Origin of the sequence: Streptomyces atratus, from assembly GCF_900119365.1 — a bacterium.
GTDB lineage: Bacteria > Actinomycetota > Actinomycetes > Streptomycetales > Streptomycetaceae > Streptomyces > Streptomyces atratus_B.
Genome location: NZ_FPJO01000047.1, coordinates 20670 through 29195, shown reverse-complemented (window position 1 = coordinate 29195; position 8526 = coordinate 20670). Strand labels below are relative to the sequence as shown.

Genomic DNA, 8526 nt, shown 5'->3' with positions numbered 1-8526 from the left:
GTCCTCCTCGCCCGTGGAGTCCTGGTCCTTGTCCTTCTCCTTGTCGCCCGTCGGAGTCTTGGTCAGTGCGGTGGTGCTCTTCAGGGGCAGGGGAGGGACAGCGTCCCCTCGGGATGAGGGTGCAAGCACACAGTCAACACACCTCGCGACTCAGGACCCGTGCCACGCGCGCGGGAACCGCACCGTACTCACCTCCACGGCCCACATCTTCGTGATGCGATCACCACCAACTGATGTCGCGTGGCAGCCGGATCGGGCGCCCGCTCCGGCGCGGGTGTTCGTTCAGTCGGGTGGGGGCGGGGCCGTGGCGGGACCTGTGAGGGTGTCGAGTCGGGCGGCGAGGTCGGGGTGGGTGCCGGTCAGGTGGGGGCGGGTGGCGGTGAGGGGGTTGATGAGGTCGGCGGGGTCGTTGTGGGCGAGGGCAGCGTGGAGTTGGTCGAGTGGGTGGCGGGCGGCGGTGGGGAGGTCGGTGAGGGCGGTGATCTGGCCGGCGATGCGGCGTAGGTCGGCGGCGTTGCGGCGGGCCCATTCGGCTTGGGTGCGGTCGGCGGCGCGGCGTTCACGGGTGGCCTGGACGCGTTGTTCGCCGGTGGTTCCTGCGGGGCCGGGACGGCCCCGCAGGTAGCGGCGTTCGGCGGCCTGGCGGCTGGCAACGCCGAGGGGGTGGGCGAGGTCGGCCCAGCTGGCTCCCGCGTCCCGGGCCGTTTCGATCAGGCCGGTCTCCCATCCGGCGAGCTGCTCGCGGACCTGCCGCAGCAGGAGCAGGGAGTCCAGGGCCTGCTCCGTGCCGGGGCCGGCATCAGGGGCGTCGGAGGTTTCCCGCCGGGCGGCGTGCAGGGCGTCGTCTATGGCGTGCAGGGCCGCCGCGGCGGCGAGGAACGAGGCCGGGCTTCGGCCGTCGGCGCTGGACGGGGCCGGCTGTTCGGCTGCTGTCACGGGCACCTCCTCAGCTTGTCATCGAGTGGACGACACCGTGCTTGTCATCCGATGGATGACATGCTACAACGGTTTCAGTGAAGCGCATTGGCAGCAACTGCCCGAACCTGCTGGAGGTGTTTTCACGATGTTGATGCGCACTGACCCCTTCCGTGAGCTGGACCGGCTGGCTCAGCAGCTGACGGGCCCGGGCACCTGGTCGCGGCCCTCCCCGATGCCGATGGACGCTTACCGCGAGGGCGACGAGTACATGGTGGCCTTCGACATCCCTGGCGTCAGCGCGGACGCGATCGACATCGACGTCGAGCGGAACATGCTGACCGTCAAGGCCGAACGCCGGCCCGTGGCGAAGGCCGACGACGTGCAGATGGAACTGTCGGAGCGGCCGCTGGGCGTCTTCTCCCGCCAGATCATGCTGGCCGACACGCTGGACACCGAGCACATCAAGGCCGACTACGACGCCGGCGTGCTCACCCTGCGGATCCCGATCGCCGAACGTGCCAAGCCCCGCAAGATCACCATCGGCGTCGGATCCGGCCGGAGGGAAATCTCCGACTGAGCCGGAACGACGAGGGCCCCAACAGCGGCGGAGGACGGGTAACTGATCTCCCCCTCTCCCGTCCTCCGCACCCCATGGACCGAGGAAGGGTGACGGCCGACGTGACTGTGCGACGGGAAGCGTTCCTCGACCAGGTGCAGGAACGCGGTGAGTACGGCAGCCGGCAGGAAGCAGAACGCGTGGCCCGCGTGGTGCTCGCCCTGCTGGGCGCACACCTGGTCGGCGAGGTACGTGCCCAGCTGGCGGCTCGACTGCCGGAAGGCTTCGCCCTGATCCTCCTCAACCCGCTGCAGAGCGCCGAGCCGCTGCCACCGGAGCGGTTCGTTCGGGCGGCGGCGGCCTGGATCGAGGGGGCCACCGACCAGACCGCGGCCTGGGACGTCAGCGCCGTCCTCAGCACCACCACCGACGCGGCCGGTGACGACCTGCTGGGGCAAATCCTGCTCCAGCTCCCCGCGGGCTACGACCTCCTCTTCGGCCGTCCCCAGCCCACCTGACATGAAGCACGCCCGGTGCCCGCGCACCGGCACCACGGCAACAGAAAGGCAACCACGGCAGTGATCTCCGACCCACGTGCACCGCTGCACCAGCTGCCCGCGATGACATACGAGCAGATGCTGGAGAAGGTCCGCTACGAAGGCGCCTACCCCACCCCGGAGCGGGCCGAGGAAGCCGTCCGGCTGGTCATAGCGGGACTGGGGCGCCAACTGACGGGCGACGAACGCGTCGAACTCGCCGCCCGCCTGCCCTTCGAAGCCGCCCGCGTCCTGACCGCGCAGATCCCGGACACCGAGCCTCTGACCGGCTGGGCCTTTGTCAACGACCTCGCCGCTCGCACCGGCACCTCCCTGGCCACCACCCGCTGGGACACCGGAACAGTCTTCTCCGCCGTCGCCGTCCTGGCCGGCCCCGATCTCCTCGATCGCATCCTGCGCCAGCTCCCCTCCGGCCACGCGCTGCTGTTCGGCCGCGCCGAACTCACCCCCGCCGCGTAAACGCGCCGTGTCTTTCCGGCGTCGGGCGCGCTGGTGACGCGTGCACGGGTCGCAAAGACCCCACGGGACTCATCGGCTGCTGCGAAGGCCACCACGACCTCTACCCCTTCGTCGGCCCCGTCCACGCCCCCGACGAGGTCAGCAGCGTCGCCGTCCACCAGCTGACCGCCCCCGCAGCGTCCCTCACTCCCGTACAGACCGCACTGCTCACCGAACGCACCCGCCTCACCGCTGAGAGGGCCGGAGCCGGCCCCGGCCCGCGGCCATCTTCAGCGCATCGACGACAAGGCGGGCGCGGTAGTAGTCGGCCATCGAGTAGCCGACGACCTCGCGGGTGGCCAGGTCCAGCCAGCAGGCGAGGTAGAGCCGGCCCTCGGATGTGGGCAGAGCGGTGATGTCGCCGACCAGTTTCGTGCCGGGAACCTCGGCATGGAAGTTGCGGCCGATCAGGTCCGGGGCCGGCCTGGCCTTCTTGTCCGGCCGTGTCAGCGAACGGCGCTTGCGACGGGTGACGCCCTGGATGCAGTGCTCGCGCATGAGGCGGGCGACGCGTTTGCGGTTCACCGCCCGGCCCAGGCGCCGCAGTTCGGTATGGATGCGCGGCACGCCGTAGGTATGGCGGGTGGCCACGTGGATGACGGGATCTCATGGACCAGGTCCTGGTCGGCCGCCTTGCCCGCGCTCCGGGCCTTCGCCGCGGCGAGCCAGGCATAGAACGAGGACGGGCCACCTTCAGGAGGCGGCAGAGGAAAGCAACACCGTAGGTGGTCTTCTCCGCCTCGATGAACGTGTACATCGCGTTCACCGATCGCTCTCCTTCGCGAAGAAGACCGCGGCTTTCGCAGGACCTCGATCGTCTTGGCCTGCTCGGCGTTCTGCCTGCGCAGCCGCTTGAGCTCCTCGCGCTCGGCGGTGGTGAGCTCACCCGGGGCTCCCTCGCCCCGGTCCGCCTTGGCCTGGCGGTACCAGCCGCGCAGGGACTCCGAGTCGACCAGCGCGATCGCGTCCCGTTTGAACTCCGCGGTGTACCGCTTCGTGTACTTGCTTCCCACCTGGTGCTACTTCCTCTGAAACCTCATGTCCCAGTCTCCAGGTGTCCACGATCAAGGGGAAGGTTCACGGACCGGCTGACCGGCCTCGTGGACGTACGCGAACAGGAACGCGCGCAGGGCGACTCATCACCATGAGATCCCCGCCCGTTGCGCCGCTGAGGTGAGTCCGGTCGAAGTCGGGTGCCGGACGGGCAAGGAATCAGTGCATCCGTGACAGGGCGCCCGGCGGAAATAGTGCCGTGCGTATAACCAAGAGTGAGAAGGGGCTGTGCATGCCTGGACTGCCACCGATGGTGGCCACACCGGCCGAACTCGTCGATGACCCTCTCACCGCGATCGACGCAGCGGACGCTGTCGGCACAGTCCTGGAGCAGGTACTCGACGAACGACTGCGTCACTCCCGCACCGTCGACGCCGTCTTCGCCCGGGAGCTGGCCGACCGCCTCGCCACGCTGGCCGTGCGGGGAGGCAAACGCCTGCGCACCGCTTTCGCCCACTGTGGCTGGCGCGCCGCGGGTGGCTCGGGAGACGCCACAGCCGTCCTGCACACGGGAGCCGCCCTCGAACTACTCCAGGCGTGCGCCCTCGTACACGACGACGTGATGGACGGATCCGCACGGCGACGAGGCGCACCGGCCCTGCACGTACACTTCGCGCGCGTGCACTGGGCGATGGGCATGCACGGCCGAGCGGAGTCGTTCGGCACGTCGGCCGCCGTGCTCGCCGGTGACCTGGCGCTGGCGTGGGCGGACGACCTGCTGATGGAGACGGCGCTCGGCACGCCGCACGGCTCGCGCCTGCACCAGGAGTGGCGGGCGATGCGCACCGAGATGGTCGCCGGACAGTACCGCGACCTGCACGCCCAGGCCGCTCGGTCTTCCGGTGTCGACGAGGCGCTGACCATCGCCACCCTGAAGAGCGCCCTGTACACCGTCGCCCGACCACTCACGCTGGGCGCTTCGCTGGCCGGCGCCGACGAACACGTGCTGGACGCGCTGCGAGCGGCCGGCCGGTGCGCCGGGCTGGCCTTCCAGCTCCGCGACGACCTTCTCGGCGCCTTCGGCGACCCGGCGCTGACCGGCAAGCCGGCCGACGACGACCTGCGCTCCCGCAAGCTCACCTACCTCCTCGCCGTCGCCGTCCGGCTCGCCGACGCCGCCGGTGATCACCAGGCTGCCACGGCGCTGGCTCCGGACGCGGACCCGAAGTCCGTGAAGGCCGTCCGGCAGGTGCGGTCCGCGCTGCAGCGCACCGGCGCCCGGGACCTGGTGGAGGCGAAGATCGAGGAGCTGACCGACATGAGCCTCGCGCACTTCGAGCGCGCTGGTACACGCCCTACCGTGCGGCACGAGTTCGCCGCCCTGGTCTCGCGCGCGACGGGTGTGGCCCAGCGCCGCGCCGAGAAGGTCGCGTGAAGAGGGTGCCGGGGCCGACCGACCATGTCGTCGTGGTGGGTGCCGGGCTGTCCGGGCTGGCCTGTGCCCTGCACCTGCTGGGTGCGGGCCGCCGGGTCACCGTCGTCGAACGGGACGCCGGTCCCGGCGGCCGGGCCGGCCGAGTGCGACTGGGCGGCTACGAGCTGGACACCGGCCCCACGGTGCTGACCATGCCGCATCTGGCCGACGAGGCGTTCGCCGCCGTCGGGGACAGCCTCCACCGCCGCGTCGGGCTGACAGCTCTGGACCCGGCCTACCGGGCGTGCTTCGCGGACGGTTCCTCGCTCGACGTGCACACCGACGGCGAGGCGATGGAGGCGGAGGTACGGCGCTTCGCCGGACCGGCGCAGGCGGCCGGATACCGCGACCTGCGGCAGTGGCTGGAACGTCTGTACCGAGTCCAGATGCGCCGATTCATCGACACGAACTTCGACTCGCCCTTCCAACTGCTGCACCCGGATCTGGCCCGGCTGGCGGCGCTGGGCGGTTTCGGACGGCTGGACGGCCGCATCGCCCGCTTCCTCTCCGACGAGCGCCTGCGCCGGGTCTTCTCCTTCCAGGCACTGTACGCCGGAGTGGCCCCGGCCCGAGCACTCGCGGCCTACGCCGTGATCGCTTACATGGACACCGTGGCCGGCGTCTGGTTCCCCAAGGGCGGAATGCACGCACTCCCCCGCGCCATGGCCGACGCGGCGGCGGAAGCCGGTGCTGATCTGCGCTGGACTGCCGAAGCACGCACGCTGGAGCGCTCCGCGGACCGAGTACGGGCCGTCCACCTGTCCTCCGGCGAGCGCATCCCCTGCGACGCGGTGGTGCTCACGTGCGAACTGCCCGCCGCCTACGGGCTGCTGGGGCGGGCGCCCCGGCGGCCGGCACGACTGCGTCACTCACCGTCCGCCGTGATCCTGCACGCGGGAACCGACCGCACCTGGCCGCACCTCGCTCACCACACCATCTCCTTCGGCGCCGCGTGGCAGCGCACCTTCGACGAGTTGACCCGCACGGGGGAGCTGATGAGCGACCCCTCTCTGCTCATCACCCGCCCCACCGCACACGATCCCGCCCTGGCACCGCCGGGACGCCACCTCCACTACGTCCTCGCCCCCTGTCCGAACACAGCGGTCGGTCCCACAGCCGCTGCGTGGCGGGGCCTGGGCCCGCGCTACCGCGACCGCCTGGTGGGTGAACTGGAGCGCCGGGGCCTGGACGGGTTCGCGGACAGCATCCAGGAAGAGCTTCTGGTGACGCCGCTCGACTGGGCGAGGCAAGGCCACGCCGCCGGCAGTCCCTTCTCCGTCTCCCACACTTTCGCCCAGACCGGACCGTTCCGCCCACGAAACCTCGTACGGGGGCTGGACAACGTGGTGCTCGGCGGCTGCGGCACCACCCCGGGCGTCGGCGTACCGACCGTACTCGTCAGCGGCAAACTCGCCGCCGCGCGCATCACCGGCGGCACCGGTACCCGGCCCGTACGGACGGCGCCAACCTCGACCGCGACCGACGCGTCCTCCGCCCCGGCCCTGGCAGGCGCTGATGACCCGTCGTGAACTGGACGCCGCCGGGATCACCGATCCCGCACTGCGCGCCGCCTACACCCAGTGCCGACGGCTCAACGCCCGCCACGGCAGGACCTACTTCCTGGCCACCCGCCTGCTGCCCCTCGAACGCCGCTCCGCCGTGCACGCCCTGTACGGCTTCGCCCGCTGGGCGGACGACATTGTGGACGACCACGACCACCACCGCGCGCCCGAGGAGCGCGACCGGCTGCTGCGACGCCTGGAGAGCGATCTGGCCGACGGGCTGCGCGCCGGAGCGGGCGACGAACCGGTGGTCCGGGCCGTCGCGGACACCGCCGACCGCTACGACATCGAGCATGCCCTCTTCGCCGATTTCCTGTCCTCGATGCGTGCCGACCTGACCGTCACCCACTACCCCACCTACGCCGATCTGCAGGGGTACGTGCATGGTTCGGCGGCGGTGATCGGCCTGCAGATGCTGCCGGTCCTCGGTACGGTCACGGCCCGGGAGGAGGCGGCACCGCACGCGGCGGCGCTCGGTGTGGCGTTCCAGCTCACCAACTTCCTGCGCGACGTGGGTGAGGACCTCGACCGCGGCCGCGTCTACCTGCCCGGCGATCTGCTGGCCGCGCACGGTGTGGACCGGCCCCTGCTGGAGTGGAGCCGGCGCACCGGGCGGCGCGATCCCCGGATCCGCGCCGCTCTCGTCGCGGCGGAGGCCATGACGCGGGTCGTGTACCGGACGGCGGAGCCGGGCATCGCGATGCTCGATCCGCGGGTGCGTCCCTGCATCCGTGCCGCGTTCACCCTCTACGGCGGGATTCTCGACACGATCGCCGAGCAGGACTACACCGTGCTGCATCGCCGTGCGGTGGTGTCGCGTCGGCGTCGGGCGGCAACGGCCGCGGCCGGTGCGCTACGCCTGGCCGGTGCCTGGATACTCACTCGCGGCCCACACCGAGCGGCCCCGGCGGGTGGCCCGGCAGTCAAATGGAAGGGGCCAGTGCGGTGAGTGGTCGAAGGGACGGCAAGCGCTGGTCGCCGCCGTTGCGCCGACGGCTGAGGTCCGGCCCGGACTGGGCGGCGCAGACACCGACTTGGCGCCAGGCGCGACCGGCGCTCATCGCCGACGCACTCGATCGGGCGTCCGCCCGTCCGTCCGGCAACTGGTTCGTGGTCGGTGCCTCCCGGAACGTGCGCGCGGACGATCGCCCGTACGGCCGGACGGTCGGTGGTGTGGAGGTCGTGCTGTGGCGCTCGGAGGACGGCGAGCCCCGTGCCGGTTCGGGCGTCTGCCCGCACCTGGGCGCTCCCCTGCGCGACAGCCGGGTGGTGTGCGGCACGCTGGTCTGCCACTGGCACGGGCTCACCCTGGACGGTTCTCCGTCCGTTGGCTGGCAGCCGTTTCCCGTGCACGACGACGGCGTACTCGTCTGGGTGCGACTGGACGCGGTGGGTGGCGAGGAGCCCACCGAGCGGCCTGTCGTGCCCGCTCGACCGGCGAGGGACCGTGGGGTGGACGCGGTGTTCACGGCGGTGGGGCGGTGCGAACCGCAGGACGTGGTGGCCAACCGGCTCGATCCGTGGCACGGCTCGTGGTTCCACCCGTACTCGTTCGTCGACCTGTCGGTGGCGCGGGAGCCGCGAGGGGACGAGGACGACGCCTTCGTCGTCGATGTCTCCTTCCGGGTGGCCGGACGGCTCGTGGTTCCGGTGCGGGCCGAGTTCACGGCGCCGGAGCCGCGCACGGTCGTCATGCGGATCACCGACGGCGAGGGCGCCACGTCCGTGGTCGAGACCCACGCGACGCCGCTGACCGGGCCCGACCACGAGCGTCCGCGCACCGCCGTGGTCGAGGCGGTCATCGCCGCGTCGGACCGGCCCGGCTTCGCTCTGGCGCGGGCCGCCGCCCCCGTACTGCGCCCGCTGATGCGCCGTACGGCCGGCCGCTTGTGGCGCGACGACCTGGCCTACGCCGAACGGCGCTGGACGCTGCGCAGCACCGGACTGTTCCCCGGCTGACCGGGCACC

Annotated in this window: 9 protein-coding genes; 7 read left to right on the top strand and 2 right to left on the bottom strand. The window is 71.6% G+C overall.

The features are described from left to right. Nucleotides 1-282 precede the first annotated feature (282 nt). Nucleotides 283-936: a type III effector protein gene (locus BT364_RS36780; protein ID WP_072489519.1), complete on the bottom strand. Its 654-nt coding sequence runs from the start codon at nt 934-936 to the stop codon at nt 283-285. Nucleotides 937-1063: 127 nt separating this feature from the next. Between BT364_RS36780 and BT364_RS36775 the strand changes: the two genes are divergently transcribed. From BT364_RS36775 to BT364_RS36765, 3 genes are all read left to right on the top strand, one after another. Next, nucleotides 1064-1495 (top strand): Hsp20/alpha crystallin family protein, encoded by a 432-nt coding sequence (locus tag BT364_RS36775; protein ID WP_072489518.1) that lies wholly within the window; start codon nt 1064-1066, stop codon nt 1493-1495. Between the two features lie 101 nt (nt 1496-1596). Beyond that, the gene (locus tag BT364_RS36770) at nt 1597-1992 is read left to right on the top strand and encodes a DUF2267 domain-containing protein (protein WP_072489521.1); all 396 of its coding nucleotides are present in this window, start codon (nt 1597-1599) and stop codon (nt 1990-1992) included. 60 nt (nt 1993-2052) lie between these two features. Then, nucleotides 2053-2490 carry a DUF2267 domain-containing protein gene (locus BT364_RS36765; RefSeq protein WP_072489517.1) on the top strand — a complete coding sequence of 146 codons (438 nt, stop codon included), beginning with the start codon at nt 2053-2055 and terminating at the stop codon, nt 2488-2490. Nucleotides 2491-2715: 225 nt separating this feature from the next. Here the strand turns inward: BT364_RS36765 and BT364_RS36760 are convergent, their stop codons facing one another. Next, a complete protein-coding gene (locus BT364_RS36760; RefSeq protein ID WP_079179827.1) occupies nt 2716-3120 on the bottom strand; it encodes an IS3 family transposase in 405 nt (134 codons plus the stop codon). A 694-nt stretch (nt 3121-3814) separates the two neighbouring features. Between BT364_RS36760 and BT364_RS36755 the strand changes: the two genes are divergently transcribed. Genes BT364_RS36755 through BT364_RS36740 form a run of 4 tightly spaced genes read left to right on the top strand, consistent with a single transcriptional unit; the run spans nt 3815 to nt 8517 of the window. Beyond that, nucleotides 3815-4957 (top strand): polyprenyl synthetase family protein, encoded by a 1143-nt coding sequence (locus BT364_RS36755; RefSeq protein ID WP_072489516.1) that lies wholly within the window; start codon nt 3815-3817, stop codon nt 4955-4957. After that, on the top strand, nt 4954-6525 hold the full coding sequence (gene crtI, locus BT364_RS36750; protein WP_072489515.1) for a phytoene desaturase family protein: 1572 nt from the start codon (nt 4954-4956) through the stop codon (nt 6523-6525). Before BT364_RS36755 ends, crtI begins: the two co-directional genes overlap by 4 nt. After that, the gene (locus tag BT364_RS36745) at nt 6512-7507 is read left to right on the top strand and encodes a phytoene/squalene synthase family protein (RefSeq protein WP_072489514.1); all 996 of its coding nucleotides are present in this window, start codon (nt 6512-6514) and stop codon (nt 7505-7507) included. Before crtI ends, BT364_RS36745 begins: the two co-directional genes overlap by 14 nt. Continuing rightward, the gene (locus tag BT364_RS36740; RefSeq protein WP_072489513.1) at nt 7504-8517 is read left to right on the top strand and encodes a Rieske (2Fe-2S) protein; all 1014 of its coding nucleotides are present in this window, start codon (nt 7504-7506) and stop codon (nt 8515-8517) included. The genes BT364_RS36745 and BT364_RS36740 overlap by 4 nt, the downstream gene beginning before the upstream one ends. The last annotated feature ends 9 nt before the right edge of the window (nt 8518-8526 follow it).